The 19,913-nt window shown below is 41.6% G+C and carries 8 protein-coding genes; all 8 read left to right on the forward strand.

The window, feature by feature from the left end; all coding sequences use genetic code 11:
- The first annotated feature begins 23 nt into the window (after positions 1-23).
- The 8 genes from prfA to ACLTWA_RS14540 all read left to right on the forward strand — a co-directional run bounded on the left by prfA (position 24) and on the right by ACLTWA_RS14540 (position 19,826).
- Positions 24-1,097 carry a peptide chain release factor 1 gene (gene prfA, locus ACLTWA_RS14505; RefSeq protein ID WP_412328615.1) on the forward strand — a complete coding sequence of 358 codons (1,074 nt, stop codon included), beginning with the start codon at positions 24-26 and terminating at the stop codon, positions 1,095-1,097.
- 1,383 nt (positions 1,098-2,480) lie between these two features.
- Entirely contained in the window at positions 2,481-3,470 is a 990-nt protein-coding gene (locus tag ACLTWA_RS14510; protein ID WP_412328616.1) for a hypothetical protein, read from the forward strand.
- A complete protein-coding gene (locus ACLTWA_RS14515) occupies positions 3,445-5,703 on the forward strand; it encodes a DUF6273 domain-containing protein (RefSeq protein ID WP_412328617.1) in 2,259 nt (752 codons plus the stop codon). The genes ACLTWA_RS14510 and ACLTWA_RS14515 overlap by 26 nt, the downstream gene beginning before the upstream one ends.
- A 203-nt stretch (positions 5,704-5,906) precedes the next feature.
- On the forward strand, positions 5,907-13,778 hold the full coding sequence (locus tag ACLTWA_RS14520) for an InlB B-repeat-containing protein (protein ID WP_412328618.1): 7,872 nt from the start codon (positions 5,907-5,909) through the stop codon (positions 13,776-13,778).
- A gap of 8 nt (positions 13,779-13,786) precedes the next feature.
- Positions 13,787-17,959: a hypothetical protein gene (locus ACLTWA_RS14525; RefSeq protein WP_412328619.1), complete on the forward strand. Its 4,173-nt coding sequence runs from the start codon at positions 13,787-13,789 to the stop codon at positions 17,957-17,959.
- Between the two features lie 69 nt (positions 17,960-18,028).
- Complete coding sequence (locus tag ACLTWA_RS14530) at positions 18,029-18,472, forward strand: single-stranded DNA-binding protein (RefSeq protein WP_412328620.1); 444 nt, start codon at positions 18,029-18,031, stop codon at positions 18,470-18,472.
- An 11-nt stretch (positions 18,473-18,483) separates the two neighbouring features.
- A complete protein-coding gene (locus ACLTWA_RS14535) occupies positions 18,484-18,675 on the forward strand; it encodes a hypothetical protein (RefSeq protein ID WP_412328621.1) in 192 nt (63 codons plus the stop codon).
- 422 nt (positions 18,676-19,097) lie between these two features.
- Positions 19,098-19,826, forward strand: a complete 729-nt coding sequence (locus ACLTWA_RS14540) for a hypothetical protein (protein ID WP_412328622.1) — start codon at positions 19,098-19,100, stop codon at positions 19,824-19,826.
- Positions 19,827-19,913 lie beyond the last annotated feature (87 nt).

Here is a 19,913-nt window from a genome sequence, read left to right on the forward strand (position 1 = left end):
TTGTAAGGTTCAGGAGGTTATCTATGTTTGACAGGTTAGATGATATTTTAATTCACTATGAAGAATTGATGCAGGAGCTTAATAATCCGTCTGTTGCAGAGGATCAGAACCGTTTCCGAAAGCTGATGAAGGAACAGGCAGATCTGGCGGATCTGGTTGAGGCTTATACCCAGTATAAGAAGGCGAAGCAGGCAGTCGAGGACAGTCTGGCTCTTCTTGAGGAGGAAAGTGACGAGGAAATGCGGGAAATGGCAAAGGAAGAATTATCGGATGCCAAAAAAAGGATCGAAGAGCTGGAGCAGGAGCTTAAGATTTTGCTTTTGCCAAAAGACCCGAATGATGATAAGAACATCATTTTAGAAATCCGTGCCGGTGCGGGCGGCGATGAGGCAGCTCTGTTTGCTTCCCAGCTTTACCGTATGTATGTCAATTATGCGGAGAGCCAGCGCTGGAAAGTAGAGCTGATCAGTGTGAATGAAAACGGTATCGGCGGTTTTAAAGAAGTTGTAGCCATGATCACAGGAAAAGGCGCATATTCTAAAATGAAATACGAAAGCGGAGTCCACCGCGTTCAGCGTGTTCCGGAGACAGAGAGCGGCGGAAGAATCCATACCTCTACAGCTACAGTAGCAGTAATGCCGGAGGCAGAGGAATTTGATGTTGTTATTGAAGATAAAGATGTAAGAATCGATGTAATGCGTGCGTCAGGAAACGGCGGACAGTGTGTAAATACCACTGACTCAGCGGTTCGTTTGACTCATAATCCTACCGGAATTGTGATTTACAGCCAGACTGAAAAATCACAGCTTCAAAACAAAGAAAAGGCATTCCGCCTGCTTCGTTCCAAGCTTTATGATCTGGAATTAGAGAAGAGGCAAAATTCAGAAGCGGAAGAAAGAAGAAGCCAGATTGGTACCGGAGACCGTTCGGAAAAGATCCGTACCTATAATTTCCCTCAGGGACGTGTGACGGATCACAGAATTAAACTGACCCTGTATAAGATCGATGCAATTATGAACGGGGATATTTACGAACTTCTGGATTCTCTGATTGCTGCAGACCAGGCGGAAAAGCTTGCAAGATTGAATGAAAATTAACAGAAATATAAAATGTTTGTAAGTATGTGAACCAGATTTATTTGGGAAAAATGCCTGTATTTTTGTTGCCTTACGAACAATTTACGACGGTTTTAACCAAAGTTTTCTGTATAAGGCAAAAAAATGCATGTACTTGTAATATTTCAAATGTTTGTTATAATATACTTAATAGAGGCAATCGCCACAGGGTGGTTGACCGTTTGAAATTTTAAGAAACCTTCCCGACCGGCCAAAGTACAGGGGAGGTTTTTTGCTTTATTGACATATCATAACAATGAATGTCAGCAGCGCTAAGATGAACATGCCAAAAGACATCAAGTCCTTAAAGTCTAAATTCTTCATAAGCAACCCCTCCATTCTATGTAGAATAGAGATCAACTACCCCGTACACGATTGCCTGCAGATATTATCTGCTAATATAATTATATGCAGACAATGTTCAGAATACAAGTGATTTATAAATTGTAACAAAATAGTAAGAGATGAAAGGGTAAGGTTTTATGTAAACTAAATCAGGAAATTGCATAAGGTAGTTTTTTGTGTACGTGCGGAGGGGAGAGGGGGAATTAGGTCTGGTTCGTATTTTACGTGAATCAAATGAAGGTATGGATAGAACGGAAGGGGCACGGAGGTGTATTTTTACACTGGCATGGTTTTCTGTAGATAGAATTTATGGAAATATGATTTTATGTGGGGAATTGATATATGGGTGATGATATAAATGATGTTTTTGAATTTAGTTTTTAAAAGGTGATTGATTATTTTTGAAGAATGGTTTATACTTAATACAAATCTATAAATCAAATTTAGTGCTAAAATGTTTTCTTTATTCATTCTTATTGATCTTTGTAGTAATTCTTTGGTTTCCTGATTCATTTATTATTATTTATATGTTTTTTGTTGGTTTATCTGAAATAGAGGTTTAGTTTATTGTTTGTTTTTGGTATTTGGACTTATTTTTATATGAATTTTCTATATCTGAGTCAGTTTTGTCTAGTGTTTTTTCTTATTTTTAAATCCATTAGTTATTATATCATTGCATTTTTTAAATTTCGTACTTGGAAGGATTAATTCTAAGAGGAACTTTCTGACCGAATTATATTTTATTAAGAAAGTCTTTTTTTGATGTGTTTCTTTTAAACGGTTTCTGTGATTGAAGAAGCTATGATACAACAAATATATAGTTAAAAGGTATTAATTATTAAATCGATCAGTTCTGAGATTTGTTTATGTTAAAAAGATTCAATGCTTCATGTAATTCACAAATTATAAATACGGTTATACTCTATGTGTTCACTTTTTTTATTCTCTAAGATTTCTCTAACTCCAATATTCCCTTATTTATGTACGATGTAAAAACAAATATGCAAAAGAGGTGATTTATTGCTTCCAGAAAAGAAGATTCTAGTTTTAGTTTCTGCAATTTTAATTATTTTAAATACAAATTTTTACTTAGACGAGGCTTGGGCGTCCGATTTTTTTGATGTAACACAAGAGCATCAGGAAAAAGAGGTGACTATAAAAACGCCGGTTTTAGCGGCTGAAGCAAAAGAATATTTACCAAATAAAGAATATACGGATCAAAACGGAAAGGAGTATTGGCTAAAATCCTGGAGAATGGAGCCATATCAGATCCCGGAACATAAGGAATGGGCAGAGCGGACTGTTCATTATGAAAAGGTAGAATGGGAGGGGCAGATTCCAAAGCAGGTTCCGGTAATGATAATGGATGAGGTGACAGGGGAAAAGCTAAAAAAGAAATGTCCCATGATTAAAATAAAACAGGAGGAAGATTGCTGGATTCCGGATTTTTCATTTACTGCAGTATTTCATTCTTATGAAGCGGACTATTACCAAATAGGAGAGAAAAGGATTCCATTTAACAGTAGAAAACCGGAATTAAAAGAGTGCAGTCAGGAACTTTTAAAGGAAATAGGTGTAGAAGCAGAAAATTATAGAATAACGGATGCGGTCTGGAATGGAGATTCCTATGTTGATGAGACCGGCAACCTATGCAGAGATGCATTGGTTACGGGAGAAAAGAAAGTTTTTGATTGTTATGTAACTTACGGAGGCGATGTGATATTTCCCAAGAGTCAGGGGTATCAATGTGTTGCTGTATATAAAGGATTTCAGTCAGTGACTGATGGGTGGCTGCAGGCTCATGAACATCAAATGGATTTGGGTCAATCAGATGATCATGAAAGTAAAAAAGGCGGGAGCTGGATAATTTTTCATAAAAGTGTTGTTGTAACATTATCGCTTTTGTTCGTTGGGTGCGTTATTGGATTGCTATTCTATATAATACGAAGGTTCAGGCAGAGAATACAGAGAAAGGAAAGAGAATATGAAGAAAGCCAGAGACAAGAATAGAAAAATCAGGCCGTTTCTTATTACATTGTTAATAATGTGTTTTTCCATACTAACAGATGTTAATGCTACAGAAATCCAGCAAAGTAAAGGCTGGAAAAGTGAAGGAGGGAGTTGGTTTTTTTATAACGATTATGGTGGTGTTGCCACAGGTTGGCAGTTTATTGATGAAAAATGGTATTTTCTAAATCCGGGTTCAGGCGCAGCGGAGGGACTGATGTTGACCGGCTGGCAGTGGATTGATGGACGCTGCTATTATCTGGCAGAGCAGACGGGGGAAAAGTATTTGAAAGGAGCAATGTATGTGAATGATATGACCCCGGACGGATATGCGGTAGGTAATACTGGAGCCTGGACTGTAGGAAAAAAGATTATGGAAATTTCGGGGAAGGGAATACAAACGAGAGGAATAAAAAATGTTTCACCGGTTGGAAAAACGGCTAATTCGCGTGAATCAGGAGGCGGGGCAGGGGGTGGAAAACATAGTTATAGTGGCAGAAATGATTTTGGGAATAAAAATAAAGGAAAAGAAGATTTCAGACCACAGCCATCAAAGCCAACACAAGAAGAAACCGGTAAAAACAATAATGAAAATTCAGGCATTCCAAATAATCAATGTAATTATAGGATGAGATATATGGATATAGCGGATAAATCAACCCTGCAAATTATGACTGGAACTGGAAATAAGGGAGAAACGGTTCAACTGACTTTGCCCCATATTGACGGCTATAAAATCTGTAAAGGACAGAAAGAAACCTTCACACTGGTTACAGATCAAATTACTATAACCATCTATTATGAAAAAGAAACGCCAGCTTCTCCATCAGAAGCTAAAAACGTTGAATGGAATCTGAAGTTTATAGAAGAGGGAAAGCCAGACAAAGAGATATTAAAAGGGCAAAAGGGGAAGACCGGGGAGGGGAAGAAGCTGACTATTGATTTTCCGGAAACAATCATAGGAACGGATCAATATTATTATCATTCCCTGGTTCCGAGTCCCTGGAACGTTTTGGTAAATGGAAATGGAATACAAAAATATTATATTGAATATCGAAAAGGCGAGCATCTGCCGGATATGCCTGATCCAGATGCGGAAGCAAAAGAAAAATTAAATCATTGGCTGGAAATTGCAAAAAAAGCGGATCGATCCATTACAGGAGAGGAGCCGGAAGATCAGCAGCTCATTACTGAAAGTCAGAAGGAAGGAGATGAAAGACTCCTTAACCTGGTTTCCATGGCAGATGGAGCCGGCCGGAAAGAGGTATATGTAATTGCAAAGGGATATCTCCCCAATGCTTCCGTTATCGGCCAAAGGTTTCCCACAGTAAAAAACATATCGGAGCTATCCATGGAGCGGTTAATCATTGCTGGTGATACCTATACCGTATTAAGGGTTGGATTTGAGAAGACGTATGAGGAGAGCACGTGCAGCCATGATTATGAAATGATAGATGAAGTGGCTGCCACATGTACGGAAAATGGCCATTTGACCATCCGTTGTAAAAGGTGTGGAAAGGAGGAAACCGTCATAGTACCGGCGAAAGGCCATACGGATGCAGATCATGACGGTATCTGCGATGTTTGTCAGGAACCGGCGGATGAATTACCGGATGCAGTCCATTACGTAATCGGGGATATACAGGTCAGGACCATTGGTAACAAGCTGTATGTATTCCGCTGCATCGATGATGATTATGAGGATGCCATGGAAAACAGTCAAAAGCTGGCCTTATTCTTATGTGACAGCATCATAAGATCAGATATCAATGGAGTATCAAAAAAAATTCAGTTTGGAGACAGCAATAATTATAAGTATTCCAAAGTAAGGGAATGGCTTCTTGATAATGCAAATGATGATTTTGTCCATGAGACATACATTGGAATTACAAATTCGTATTTAGGTGCTACAACGATAGGAGCTTATGAGCAGTTTTCCGAGGGTGATTTGGTTGGTGAAAGCAGTGGTTTTCAGCAATTGCAGGACCGGGTATTTATTCTTTCGGTTGATGAGGCCATAAAGTACAAAGATTATTTATGGAAATTTCATGGAAGTGAGGAGAACAATCCGGAGTCGCAGATTTCTGCTTACTCTAAAGGATATTACCTGAGAACACCTCAGACAAATGGAAAAGGAATCTATGCGGTCAGCCTGGTGGATGGAAATATCCGTCCCGTGGAGATATCAGATACCAGTATGGGAATCCGGCCGGCAATGGCTGTTCCTCAAGGGTGAGTAGGAAAGATAAAAAAGGTTAGAACGACAAGGGAGGAATAATTGAAAGATGTATATGATTTTTGGATTTGCGCTATTTAGTTTCATTGCCCTCCTTCTTGGCTGCGTGATTGTGATTAGTCCAAACGAGAAGAAACGTGAGGATGAGGAACAAATGCACTGGATTAAGGATTACCAGGAAAATTAATGTAGGAGAAAGGGACATGAAAAAACGAACTCAAAGAATGATAAGTAAAGTGCTTGTGGCTGTAATCATGGCGACAACCATAGGAACTTCCCCGCCGCCAGTTTTGGCATCGCTGGTAAATGAAAAGATGCTTGAGGCTATGAAGGATCTGGCTTCCCCGTCGGAGGCAACCGCATTAGAAACTGTGGCAACCCCATCAGAGGCAGAAAAACCAGATGGAAAAGCCTCACCCTCAGAGGCTGTGAAAAAATTTGTGAAATTAGAACCGGATGAAGTGCCGGAATATTACTCCCAGGTATCTGCTTTGGGGAAAAAGTTCTGGAAGTTTAAGGACCGGAATGGAACCATACAGTATCGGGATTATGGTTACATACAGGGAGATACGGAATTCCCCCTCTGGTATGAGGCTGACAGCCAGGGAAAGGCATCAGAGAATTCTATCAATGAAGATGAGGAGTACTATGAGCTGGCTCCTTATCTTTATAAAAGTGCAGCACCCACAAAGGCCAGTTGGTCGGATCTGTCATGGAAGCTTTTAAACGATTCAGAGAGTATCTTCTTATTTAATAGAGAGGAAAGTGAATCATTTAAGAATTGGGATTCCAGTACCTATGATATATGGTCCGTAAATGGGTTGTTGGAATCAGAGGAAGAAATCGAGGAAGAAATCCAGAATACGGATTTAGGATATTTCTTTTATGGCCAGATTGCTAATGAACGGGATTCAGAAAACGAGTGGTATTATGCCGATTCTAAAGGAACTGTTTGGAGCATGTCGAACATGCTTAAGGCAAGCCTGTTAGCCTCAAGTGATTCGTATACCTGGTATATGGATGCGCCTGGAGATATTTGGAGTACAATAGGAAATAAAGTTAAATTCAGTGGAAAAAAAGTTATAGGTGGTTTATACGATAGGAGGGTGATTACTGATTTCCAAAAAGAAAAAGGCTTAGATTTTCATTCAAAATTTGTAGGCTGGTCTAACATAAGAAGTCATGATAATTCGATATGGTATAATAATACATTTGGCTTTATGACTGGAGATCCTGCAAAAACAAGTAGCTATACGAATGGTGGCACATTGTTCTCAAAGAGTTATGAAATAGATCCTGATAGATATTACATTAAGAATTACTATGGAATTTGGTGTCCGGAAAATGCTGACATGTATATATTTGCCTCTGACAATACAAATATGCATGAAGCTAATCATTACTTCGATATACAAAATGTATCATATGATACCACCTGTATAATCGTAAAAAGAAATGAGTCCTTTGATGTTTCTTTAGCCCCTAAGCCGTCTAAAGAAGGCTGGACGTTTGAGGGGTGGGATTATTATGGAAATGCTGGAAATATATTGAAGGATGGAGATACGCTTTATTGCGGAAGCAGCGGAAAAGTGAAATGGATATTTCCAGTATTTACTCCAAGAATAAATACAGTAACCTTCTTGGATAACGACGGCAATCTATTAAAAGAGGAGCAAGTGCAATCCGGTAACTCAGCTACGGCCCCAATACCTCCGGAGATTCCTGGTAAGATATTTAATGGCTGGGATACAGCCTATAATTATGTAAGAAGTGATATCACTGTAAAAGCACAGTATAAAGATACAGTAACATTAACGATAGTTGGAAACGGAGGCACTGTTTATGGCCAGGATACATACGTAACAGAATTACCGATTAATACATATTTAAGTGATGTTTTAACAGAGGCAGGTAAAAATGCAGTTAGGGAAGGATACAACACGCATACCGTTCATTGGTATTACTTAAATGAAGATGGGACAAAGAGCACCTATTTTCCCACCAGCATAAAGGAAAATATTACTGCTTACGTTGATTGGCAGATAAATAAGTACACAGTCACATTTGAGGATATATATTCAGAGCCTAAAGTTACTAAAAAAATAACTGTTGAGCATGGGACTTTATTTAAGGATCTGGATTTTCCAACTTTTGTGCCATGGAAATCGTCTTCTTCCTATGGAGCAGTATATGAGTTCGGTGGGTTTGTAAGTAACAAATCAAATGATAATTATGTAGATCCAGATACTCCCATAGTAGGGAATACTACGTTTTATGTCAAATGGAAACCTATTATAGCAAAAGTAAATTGGCATAGCTGTATGCCAGATGGAGATGTGGTAACACAATCGGAATTTACAGTTGTAAATTACTTGTCTTATGCAAAGTTGGGCAGTCCGGACTTGAAAAGAACTGGATACAGAAATGTATCAACGACTTATTGGTACAGTGAGCCAGGCGGTAAAGGAGAAATACTTTCCAACGATTTGTTGTTAAGGGAAAGAAATTTAGACTTATATGCCTACTGGAAACCTCTGGACTATACGATTTATTGTTACAGAAATTTGAATTCAAGTGATACTACAAGAACCATCATAAATCACACCTATGACTTAAATGATGCAGAATTACCAACGCAGGAGCCGCCAAGCGGAAAGGTCTTCATAGGGTATAGTACATCTAGAAATGGAACAGACATCTATAAAAGTATTCATGAGCTTCCATATAATTCTTCCAGTATATACGTATATGCTCAGTATGCAAATGAGAAAAGTAAAATAACCTTTAAAGACTGGGATGGCACTGTAATCAGTGAACAAGAGGTTGGATACCATGAGCCAATTTTATATCCGGAAGATCCAGTTAGAGAAGATTATAAATTTACTGGTTGGGATAGGCAGCTGGGAGAGGTAAGTAATTTAACTGGAGATACCGTAGTGAAGGCTCAATACAAGCTGGCATTTTACAACCTGACGTTAGATATGCAGAGTGGGACTTTGGATGGGAAGACAAGTGTTACGTTAAAGGTAGAACCTGGATCATCAATAGATAGCATATTATCTGATAGTGAAACCAGAGCAATTCGTAAGGGACATGTATTTGATGGCTGGTATAACAGCACAAGCACATATTCTGGAGTGAAGTATCCAGATTCAGAAAATATCATGCCAGAGAAAGATTTAACAATATACGCCAGGTGGATAAGAGAAGCTTATTTTGTAACTTTTAAAGATTGGGATGGCACGGTATTAAAAGAACAGGAGGTCCCGGTAAACGGAGGAACCGTAACAGCCCCACCAATGCCTGAAAGAGACGAATATGAGTTTATGGGGTGGGATAGAAACTTTGACAAAGTAACATCAGACTTGGTGATTAATGCTAAATATACTGCTTTAAAAGATTTAAGTGACGGATTTAGTGTTTATTTCAATCAATATGGATATAATGGCGCCCAAGTGAAGTATGAGACTGCTTTAGGAACTGAATTTGACACGTACAGTAAGTTGGCTTATGTGCATAGAACAGAAAACGGTAGAATAATTAATAACTCACCGATGTATGATTTAGACACAACCTATTATAATTCAAAAAACTACAGGAGAATAATAGAATTTCCAAGGGAAGAAAACGATGCAAATAATTATTTTTTAGGCTGGACGACTCACGGTTTAAGTGATAGGTATACGGAATACCAAAGTAAAGGTAAATACGCTAATGGTGTGCAATGGCGTTGTAGCGATTACCAGAGTACTCAGAATATTCAATTAGAATCTGAGAGAACAAATGTACTTCCGGGATTTCCGTTGTATAACGCTAAAGATAAGGCTTCAGTTCAAGAGTTAATAGGGAACGACTACCCACTTAAGAATAATTTGTCAATTAATAATGGTACAGGTTCAATAAGGATCACAGGCATTTATTTACCAAAGAATAAAGGCAGCTTAGTATTGGTAAATGGTATGAAAAACAGTTACAGCACGTTTTATGAAGACTATAACTGGGACCATATCAAAACTGGAGAAGACAACACTACCACTTTATTTCAAGAAAATACACCGTTTCTAGAATCCATAGTGGTAGAAGATTTTGGAGAAAAAATAAATATTTTTCCACTTAGTGAAGAATATTATGACCACTATTATTATGAGTTTCTAAGTGCTGAAAAAAGTCACTATCTTATGAGAGAAATGAACTTTAGTCCTATACCGGCAGATTGGTATGACACACATATCCTACTTGGTTATTTTGAAAAACCAAACGGTATGGGTAAGCCATTACTGGGAAATTACACGTTCAACAAGGTAGATGACAGATATTATGCCTATTGGGTGGATAAAGATGCCACCGTCGATGTGGTATACAAGGATGCGAATGGAAATGTCATAGGTAATGAGACCATAGGTGCTGGGGATAAATGTAGCAGTGTACCAGCAGGGCCGACAAAGCCAGGTTACATTTTTATCGGTTGGGAACCAGTAGATACCGAAAACAGTTCTTCACCAGATAAGACCATAAAAGACACTACCTATATTCCCAAGTATGAAAAAGCTCCGGTAACAAGTTATAAATTGGTATTAAAAGGTAATGGTGGAACCATAGATGATAAGGACAGTCAAGAAAATGATGTAGAAGAACATTCAAATATTGATGATGTTCTTTCGGAAATGTCTGAAAAAATCAAAAAGGAATATCATACCTTTGCAGGCTGGTATACAGCCCCTTCCGGGGGAAGCAAATATCCGGAAAGCGGAAACCTGATGCCGGATACAGATCTGACGGTATATGCGCAGTGGAAAAGAAGCACCAGTGCGGTGACGTTTAAGGATTGGAATGGAGCCACCTTAGATAGCCAGGAGGTTGCAATCGGGGAAGCTGCAGTACCGCCAGAGGCACCGGAAAGAGTTGGATATACCTTTGCTGGCTGGGACAAGCCATACACCAATATTCAAGATCACACCACCATAACTGCCCGGTACACCGCAAACAGCTACAAACTGACCTTAGACGGCAATGGCGGAACGGTGGACGGAAGTGCTTTGAAAGAGTTGAATTATGATTTTGAAGATTCCTTCGATCAGGCGCTTAGTGATGGAAAAGAAAAAGCAAGCCGGAAGTATTATACCTTTGCAGGCTGGTATACGACTTCTGATGAAGGAAGCAAATATCTGGAAAGCGGAAATAAGATGCCGGATAAAAACTTGACGGTATATGCGCATTGGGTGAGAGGTTCCAGTGAAGTGATTTTTAAAGATTGGACTGGAACTGTTATAGAAAAGCAGGAGGTCGCCATAGGAGCTGATGCAGCACCGCCGGAGGCACCGGAAAGAGCGGGATATACATTTGCAGGCTGGCACAAGCCGTACACCAACATTCAGGATCACATCATCATAACTGCCCGGTATACCATTAACAGCTATAAGCTGACCTTAGACGGCAATGGCGGAACTCTGGAAGGAAAGGAAACCAAGGTACAGACGTTTGATTTTGGAAATTCTGTTGATCAGGCTCTTACCGATGGAAAAAAGGAAGCAGCCAGAAGATTTTATACCTTTACCGGCTGGTTCACAAGTACTTCTGAAGGAAGCAAATATCCGGAAAGCGGAAACCTGATGCCGGATACGGACTTGACGGTATTCGCTCAATGGAAAAGAAGTTCCAGTGAGGTTATTTTCAAAGATTGGGATGGAACTGTTTTAGAAACACAGGAGATTGCCATAGGAGCCGATGCAACGCCCCCAGAGGTACCGGATCGGCCAGGATATACATTTGCTGGCTGGGACAAGCCATACACCGACATACAAGACCATAGAAACATAACCGCTCAGTATACCATTAACGGATATAAGCTGACCTTAGACGGCAATGGCGGAACCATTGACGGAAATGTGAGGAAAGACCAGGTACTATCCTTTAACCAGTCCTTTGATCAGGTACTTAAGGATGGAAGAGATTTAATCAGCCGTCCAGGGTACAGCTTTGATGGATGGTATACCAGCGCAACGGGAGGAAGCAGTTATTTATACAGCGGGAACTTCATGCCGGCAATCAATGTGACCGTATTTGCTCACTGGACTCCCAATACATATAAGATTACCTTTGACCCGGATCATGTAAGGTGGGCCGGAGGGGTAACAACCGAGGAACATACCTTTGATACCAGACTTGGAGCCCTTCCTGCACCAGAAATTTATGGTTGGAAATTTGCCGGCTGGTGGACAGAGAAAAACGGTACAGGAACGGAAGTTACCAATGATTTCATGATAGAACCAAAGGATGCCGTTTATTACGGAAGTTGGGAGCCGGAAACGTATCAGATCCCCTTTATCTCCAAAGTGGAGCAGCCGGAAGGAGAGTCGGTACAGACATTTACCGTAGGGCTTAGATATGACCAGCCATTTGGAAAACTGCCGGTACCGGAAGAGAACGGATATACCTTCACTGGCTGGTACGATGAGGGCAATCAGAGAGTGGATTCCCAGACCATATTTGATGCTGATACAGAAGCAGAGGGATCTGCCTATCATGCGGGCTGGAAAGCCAATACCTATAAGTACCATTTTTCTTATAATGATGCCGACGGTAAGCCGGTAATCAGAGAAATTGAAGCGACCTATGGTACCCAGTATGGAACTCTTCCGACCCCGGAAAAGCCGGGATATACCTTTATCGGCTGGTTTAAGGAAAATGGGGAAGAAGTGACAGCCGAAAGCTGGGTGGTGCCGGGAGAGACGGAGTTCAAGGCCAGATGGAGAGCCAACCAGTACACGATCCAGTTTGAACGGAACTTGTCAGAGTCAGAGGTGATAGAAAATCCCAAAGATAAGACCGTAACTTATGGCTTCCCAATCGGAGAGCTGCCTGTTTTAAAGGAAAGTGGTTATCTCTTCCTGGGCTGGTATACGGAGCCTTCCGGAGGAACCCGGATAAAAGAGACTACGTTTGCTGCGTTGGGAGATCAGACCTATTATGCACATTGGGTAACGGACTGGATCGATCACGGAGACGGAACTTACCGAAGACCAGGAGCAGATGGAAAATGGAATACACCGGATGATGAGGTGTGGTGGAAAGGACCGGATGGAATCTCAGGAACCCAAGATGATAAGGTGATTCAAGTCATTCCAGGAGGCGGGTATTACGTAGATAACGGTGATGGAACAAACACTCGTCCAGGAAACGGAGGAAGCTGGAAGCCGGGAGAGACGGAACACTGGTGGAATGGGCCGGATGGCATTCCAGGAACGAAAGATGATCATAAAAAAGATGGGAATGGAAGTACCGATCCGGAGCCAACGAAGCCGGAACCATCAAAGCCAACAGAGCCGGAACCATCAAAGCCAACGGAACCGGAACCATCAAAGCCGACGGAACCGGAACCATCAAAGCCGACGAAGCCGGAACCATCAAAGCCAACGGAGCCGGAACCATCAAAGCCGACGAAGCCGGAACCATCAAAGCCAACGGAGCCAGAGCCATTAAAGCCAGAACCATCAAAGGAATCAAACAATGATCGTGAGGATAGCAAGGAGATCATAAATCCTTCAGTGCAGCCCTCCATTGATACGGCGTTAAAGCCAAACGTTCCAGACAATGGTGGAACCTTTAAAGTAAACCCGGAGGATCCCCTGGATGTGACTTATACAAACCCGGACGGGACTCCGGCAAGCAATGAGTGGATTGGAGACGGAACGGATTATTATCATGTCAATGAGGACAGCAAGCTTGATTATGACTGGTTTTTAGAGGAAGACGGAACCTGGTACATGCTGAATAATAAACCCGGAGAGAAGTTTGGTGCAGCGCTTAGAAACTGGTATGGAGAATCCATGGACAGGAAACAGTATTTCTTTGATCCCGGCACTACAAAGATGCTTACCGGCTGGCAGCGCATTGATGATAAATGGTATTTCTTTACACCGAGAAATGAGGGCCAGACCTATTTTGGCAGCAATCGTACCAAATGGAAGTATGATCCATTAAGGCCGGGAAAACCATATGGTTCCATGTATCAAAATGAATATACCCCTGACGGATACTGGGTAGATGAACATGGGGTCAGTGTAAATAAAAAGTAGGAGGAAAAATGAGAAAAAAACTGATGAAAGGGACGGCATACGCATTGTGTGCCGCCCTGACAATGACATCGTTGCCGACCTTAGAGGTGTTTGCAAACAATGATCTATTGGCGGCCGAACCGGTGCTTGCCCATATGGGAACTCCCTCTCAGGCCGAACGGGAGAAGGAGCCAGAAAAGGAATCTGCGAAAGAGCCGGAAAAGGAATCTGTGAGAGAGTCGGAAACAATCGTTGATGAATTAGAACCGGAACTTTCAAAAGTACCGGAAGTACCTGAGAAGGCAACTTCTTCCCAGGCAGACAAGCCCCCTGCAGATATGGTAGTGCAGCCCTCTCTTTTATCCGTTAAAAGGGTTGGATTAGCAGCTGCCAGTTCCCTTGGTGATATCTGGGACACCTGGTCAGGGAAAACAAGCTTTGAATTTTTAAGCGGAAGTCAGGGAGAGGGAACCGAGGAAAAGCCTTATCTAATTAAGAACCGGGAACAGCTCATGGGCCTTTCCGAGCTTACCGCCATGGGAATGCTGGTACCGGAAGCAGAAGGAGCCAAATATGCCGGTGATTATTCCGGATGCTACTTTGCCCTGGGAGCAGACATTGACCTTCAGGGAGTGAACTGGATTCCCATTGGTTTTTACCGGGATTCTTCCGAAAATGCCGGGGAAGTACCAAATCCCTTTTGCGGATACTTTGATGGAAATGGAAAGACCATCAGGAACTTAAAACTAAATTCCTTTGCCGGTTATGACAACGTTGGCTTATTTGGAGCCGTAACCGATGCTCAGATTCATGACCTGACCATAATCCCGGACGGTACGATTAAGGGAAATGACCGGACCGGTGTGGTAGTTGGATATGCAAAAAACAGTGAGATCCGCAACATAACCGTAAAGAACGCCAACTTAAGCTCCACCGGTATTTCCGGTGGCATTGCCGGTGAGATCAGTAATTCAGTCATTGAAAATGCGGATTGCGAAAAGGTTATGATTGATGCGAAAGACGGAAGTGAAGTTATTTACGTCGGCGGAATCGCCGGGATTGCTTCTGATTCCAATATTGTAGATTCCAAAGTAGCCACTGGAGATGGAACGACTGCAAGAATCCAGGGAACCGGTTATGTTGGCGGGATCGTCGGGTATCAGAATGCGTCCAATATCTTTAATACCTATGTAAGCGGAACCATTGGAGGCTATCACTCCATGGCCATTGGTGGCGTTACCGGTAGGTATGCGGCCGGAAAGTTAAAAGTGGCCCGTTTTGCCGGAACCATTGGAAACTCCCAGCTTGGTTCCCTGGCAAGGGAAGGGACCTTTATCGGCACGAGACAAGGGGCTGCCACAAATTTCAACTATATCGAAGATGTAGCGTATTTATTTGCTGATACGGAAAGCAAAATCAGTGCCAACGTGTGCGGATCAGAGATCGAGGATGACAATGATTATACGTATGATGCTCATATTGGTTACTGGCATACCGGAGATCTTTATTACACCCTGGTGCAGGGCGGAGCGAAAAAGACCATATCCGATCGGTATTTTTATGAAGAACTGGAAACGGGTATCTTAACGGTGCTTGATGAAGAAACCGGAGAATATACGTTAGACCACTTTGCTCCGGATTCCGTGGGACGGCCCGTAAGGGGATATTTGATCAATGTCAATCAGATCGATACCGTAGCAAACGGCCAGAACTTTTATGACATTGCTTCATTGGAAGTAAGAGGAAGTTCCCAGTATTCCAAACCGATTGACAAAGAACATCGGGGAGCCGTAGCTGCAGGAACGTCTGTAATGGTAACAACAGCAGCAAAAAATACTGATACAGAAAAGTATCAGATGGAGGGAACCCCGTACTTTATTAATGGAAAAGGGAAAAAGGTCAGTTCCACCTATTCTGACAGCAGCCACACCTATGGCTTTAAAATGCCGGAGGAAAATGTCTCTGTGTCGGCGGTCTATAAAAAGGTGGCCGTATCCATGAACGTCGATCCGGAGACCTATACCTTTGCGGTAACTCAGACAAGAACCGGGAACAGAAAAAATCCGGTGAAGATCACAGAAATAAAGAATAAGGAAGGGAAACTGATTGCCCGGTATATCAATGGCGTATTGGAGCAGGGAACGGAAGTTCAGCCGGTAACTATCAAAGCCGTCATTGATGCCAATAATGACGTGGCAGATAACAAGGTAAAATGGAGCATTGATGATCCACAGTTAATTTCCCTGGCAAAGAATCAGGATGAGGAAACGGATGGCTATACGGAACAATCCGCCAGCATTTCCGTCAATCTTTCTGCTTCCTTCTTTCAAACGATTATAGAAGAAGCAGAAAAGAAACAGGCGGATGAGAATTACCAGTACAAGATCCCCAATACGATTTATGGGGCCGGACATCAAAATGGCGGAGTTGCCGTTTTGACCGCACAGACAAGGCCGTCCACTTCCTTTGAAGGAAAGCCCTGTACGGCCAACAGCCGGATCAATGTTACTTTCCAGATCATTGACAATACCTTAGTCGCAACAGAAGGAGCCATGCTTGATAAACAGGCTCTTACCTATACGGTCACAAGGACTCTTACGGGAGACCGGAAGGCACCAAGCGAGACCATAACAGTAACGGCTCCGCAGTCCTTAACGGCAACATTTACGCCTGATTTCTTCTCCAAAGAGGAAGTGACCTGGACAAGTTCGGACACATCTGTAATCTTGGTATCCCAGGACAGCCAAGCATACCGGGATGCGTCTGTATCCGCTTTAAAGGATGCGGCCTGGATTCGCAACATCATGGCAACCGATCATGGAATCCGCAGCAACGATCCCTATGCGAAAGTTTCAGGAAGCGGAAGCCGGGAAGCAGTGATCACTGTCAATGGAAAAGACAAGCTGGGAAATAAAGCTTCCGCAAATTGCCAGGTGACCGTAAACTTTGTGACCAATGACCAAACCAAAGTAGTCCCAGAAGGAATTACCCTGGATAAGGAAGAGTTATCCTATTCCCTGGGCTATCAGTTGGCCGGGGATATCAGTTCTCAGATAAAAGGGAAAAAGGGCTTTGTCGGAAAGAAACTGTCCGCAACGGTTCTTCCGGATCTTGATGAATCTCCGGAACATAAACCATATGACCGGACCGTGGTATGGTCCTCCTCTGATCCTGAAGTCATATCGGTTGATAATCAGGGAAATGTAGCCCCGGTTGACGGTGCTTCCTGGATCAAAGAAGCAATGAAAAAAGCACCGTACCGGGCAGAAAAAAAGGTGGAGATCACAGCTACCACAAAGGATGGCAAAAAAGCGGCCATCTGTATGGTGAAGTTATCTTTCCAGGCCGAATGCCTGGAAGCAGATCGAAACAGTGAAACCTTTGACCTGGTACTCACCAAAACAGGAAGAAGAACCAATCCAACTTACACCTGGAGCGGGCTGGAAGCAAAGAAGTTTTCCGCTTCTGTTTATCCGGAAAGCAGTGAGAAAAACGCAATTCAGTGGAGGTCCTCTGATCCTGAAATCCTTTCTGTAGATTCAGACGGGAATGTAAGACCCGTTGTAATTAATGAGAAACAGGAAGTCACTGCTGGCTGGATCAGTCAGGCAATCAGTAAATCTCCATACACAGGAAGCATTACAGCTATGATCTATGCGGAAAACAGCAATGGAACGCTGTCTGATCCGGTAAATGTAACAATGAATGTAAAGGTAATCGACAATACCACTTCCGGGAGCGGGTCTTCCGGAGGCGGCGGAGGGAGCCGGTCCGTAGGAGTGACCAGCAAAGGAAAAAGCCAGGGGCCGGCAGCTCCTTCCGGGGCAGTAACAGGAACCTGGACCCAAATGGGAAATGGGAAATGGATCTTTGCATCGGATCGTACCTATACCGATGAATGGGCTTATATCAGTAATCCATATGCAACGGGAGAGCAGGAAAAGGCTTCCTGGTTCCGGTTTGATAAGGAAGGGTTTATGGTAACCGGCTGGTACACAGATCCAAAAGATGGAAATATTTATTATTTAAAAGCTGTCTCTGACGGAACCCAGGGCCGGATGCTTACGGGCTGGCAGATTGTAGAGGGAGTCTGGTACTATTTTAATCCGGTTTCAGATGGAACAAGAGGAAGGTTACTGACAAATACTACAACACCAGATGGGTATGTAGTAAATGGCAATGGTCAGAGAGTTATTTCATAAGGTAAATGTAAAGAACTACTTCAATATATCTATAAAAAGATCTCCTCTGCTCGGTTGAGTAGGGGAGAAATGGAGGAAGATACGAATAAAGTAATTTTAATGGGGAGATTGACAAGGAATCCTGATGTGAGATATTCCCAAGGGGAAAGATCCATAGCAGTTGCAAGGTATAATCTTGCGGTTGACCGAAGGGGACGTAGAAGTCAGGACAGTAATGAACAGACGGCGGATTTCATCAACTGCGTTGCGTTTGATAAGGCAGGAGAATTTGCGGAGAAGTATTTTCGTCAGGGTATGAGAGTACTGATCTCAGGGAGAATACAGACTGGAAGTTATACGAATAAAGATGGTGTAAAAGTTTATACAACAGATGTCATTGTGGAAGAACAGAAATTTGCGGACAGCAAAAATGCTTCCACTAATAATACAAGACCAGATCCATCAAATGTAGATGGGGACGGATTTATGAATATACCGGAAGGTGTTGATGATCCAGGACTTCCATTTAATTAGTAGGAGTAAAAATGAAATTAACGATTAGAGAAAAAAACAAAGATATACCGGTGTATGTAATGTCGGGAAATGAAAAAAGATATGGAATTCTGGTAGGGACTGGCAATCATATGGTATGTGTACTGCTTAATACAGGAGAATACATAGATGTACCAGACAGTGAAGTAAAGAGAGTATTAAAAAAGAAATTTGCCGTTAGTTAGAGATAAAAACAAAAACTAACGTTAGTTAATAAATAAACTCGAACATTGATAATCGAATATGATTAACCGGTAAATAGTTCAAAGCCCTGTTTGAATTAGTAATAAAGTTTGTAAAATCAACCAAAATGTGGTATTATATGAAATAGGCAGTCAATCTGCCGGGTGGTTGTTTTTAACACGTATGAGGGATATATGATAATTATTACTTTACAGTTTTAATCATTACGGTCTTTGCATACGCGAATAACAAAGACAAATAAAAAAATAACCATCCCGCCAACCAAGCTTTGGGTGATTATTTATAAATCAAACAAATAAATTGGAAGCCATTCTGTGCAGATGACTCCCCTTTTGTATCTATACAATAACACGAGATTGATTAATTGTCAAATATCATATAGGCTTTAAGGGAGGACGAGAGTATGAAAAAGAAATTATTAGGAGCAATATTATCTACGTTACTTACTGTAACCATGGCAACACCAGCATTTGCGGAAATTATCTGGACGCAAGATAAGCTTCCGGCAGGATATACAACCAATGAGTGGGAGAACAAGGACTTTTTCTTAAATGCAGGGACAGCTATAAAAAGAGATAGTTACACGTATTATGTTAAAGATTTACATGGAAACTTTATGAAGAATGCAAGTTTTGCAGGAGGGATTTCTACTAATGCAGATGGGGTAATAATTCTAGCTAATGGTCATATAGCGTCTTATGGTTCAAAACAGGGACAATTAGAATATGCAAACTCTCTACCATATGAGGCATTGGCTTGGCATCAAGATAGCTTAAAGCCAAATAATGAAAATGGAGTAAGCAATTACTGGTATGGTGATAGTGCTGGAGCTTATTCAATAAGCAGATGGCAATGGCTTATGGTATCTCCAGATGGAAAGAAAGATGGTTTAAAGTATGCCTACTGCTTTAATGAGTACGGTTATCTTTACACTAGCACCATTACACCGGATGGCTACATGGTCAATGAGCTGGGGCAGCTTATGATTGATGGTAAGGTAATGACAAGGAAATATAATGACGTTACACCATGGTATGGTTTTGTTGATTTTCCAATAGGAGCATTAGGCTACGACTATGATTCTAGTGAAAGAGCAGCACAACTTTGGGGAACCCCTAATCCATTTTTTTAAAAACAATTTAATAAATTATTAATCTTTAAAAAGAGACTATCGGTTATTTCATAATCGGTGGTCTTTTTTTGTTACAAAATAGAGGAT

It is taken from the genome of Lacrimispora sp., assembly GCF_046972725.1.
Classification (GTDB): Bacteria; Bacillota; Clostridia; order Lachnospirales; family Lachnospiraceae; genus Lacrimispora.

Bases quoted from the DNA above. Each gene is read 5' to 3' on its own strand.
- ACLTWA_RS14520 (WP_412328618.1), top strand. From the start codon at position 5,907: ATGAAAAAACGAACTCAAAGAATGATAAGTAAAGTGCTTGTGGCTGTA.
- ACLTWA_RS14525 (WP_412328619.1), top strand. From the start codon at position 13,787: ATGAGAAAAAAACTGATGAAAGGGACGGCATACGCATTGTGTGCCGCC.
- ACLTWA_RS14530 (WP_412328620.1), top strand. From the start codon at position 18,029: ATGGAGGAAGATACGAATAAAGTAATTTTAATGGGGAGATTGACAAGG.
- ACLTWA_RS14540 (WP_412328622.1), top strand. From the start codon at position 19,098: ATGAAAAAGAAATTATTAGGAGCAATATTATCTACGTTACTTACTGTA.
- prfA (WP_412328615.1), top strand. From the start codon at position 24: ATGTTTGACAGGTTAGATGATATTTTAATTCACTATGAAGAATTGATG.
- ACLTWA_RS14515 (WP_412328617.1), top strand. From the start codon at position 3,445: ATGAAGAAAGCCAGAGACAAGAATAGAAAAATCAGGCCGTTTCTTATT.
- ACLTWA_RS14535 (WP_412328621.1), top strand. From the start codon at position 18,484: ATGAAATTAACGATTAGAGAAAAAAACAAAGATATACCGGTGTATGTA.